Source organism: Pseudomonas sp. P4_C3, from assembly GCF_056402075.1.
The window spans coordinates 1-580 of the sequence record NZ_JBFUIC010000793.1; the positions used below are offsets into that span (position 1 = coordinate 1).

General features: G+C 60.0%; 1 protein-coding gene. It reads right to left on the reverse strand.

Features of this window, described 5'->3' with window-relative positions; all coding sequences use genetic code 11:
* Positions 1 to 580: NEL-type E3 ubiquitin ligase domain-containing protein (locus AC1DVH_RS32485; RefSeq protein ID WP_477757223.1), on the reverse strand; the 580-nt coding region annotated here is incomplete at both ends.

A 580-nucleotide genomic window follows, 5' to 3' on the forward strand; every position in this document is an offset into this window, starting at 1 on the left:
ATCGTTACCCAATCGCGGTAAAGCCTGGCCCGATCTTCCAGCGAGGTGAAAATTCCCAGCGGATTTTCAGCATCGATCGCTGCGCCTTCGACAAACCGGTTCAGCCAGCCCCACAACTCGTCCGACGCCTGCGCCTCGCTCAACAGTCGCCAGACTCTCGCTTGCAATACCAGATAGTCGACCTGAAAGTCCGCCGTCAGACTGAGCCCGTCGATGACCCTCATGAAATGACCGCCTGACGGTTTGACCGCCAATTGCTGCCATATCGTTCGCCTGGCTTGCCGCAGTGCTTCGTCACCCTCCCGCAACCACGCAACCGGATTGCCATAGTCGGCTCCTGGCGTACTCAACCACAGGTTGATCCCGGTGCGTTGCCGATGATCGACCAAGCGCCGCAACGTGTCCTCGTCCGTCAACGGGTTGCCCCAGAGTTTCACCCGATCCCGGGCGACGGCCTGGCTCAGCACCGCTGGCGGAACCCGGGTGATTCGGTTATCGCTCAGGTCCAGCATCATCAGGTAGGGCTCGTCCCGAATTCCGATCGGGCATCTACTGATCCCTGTACTCCTCAGGTTCACCT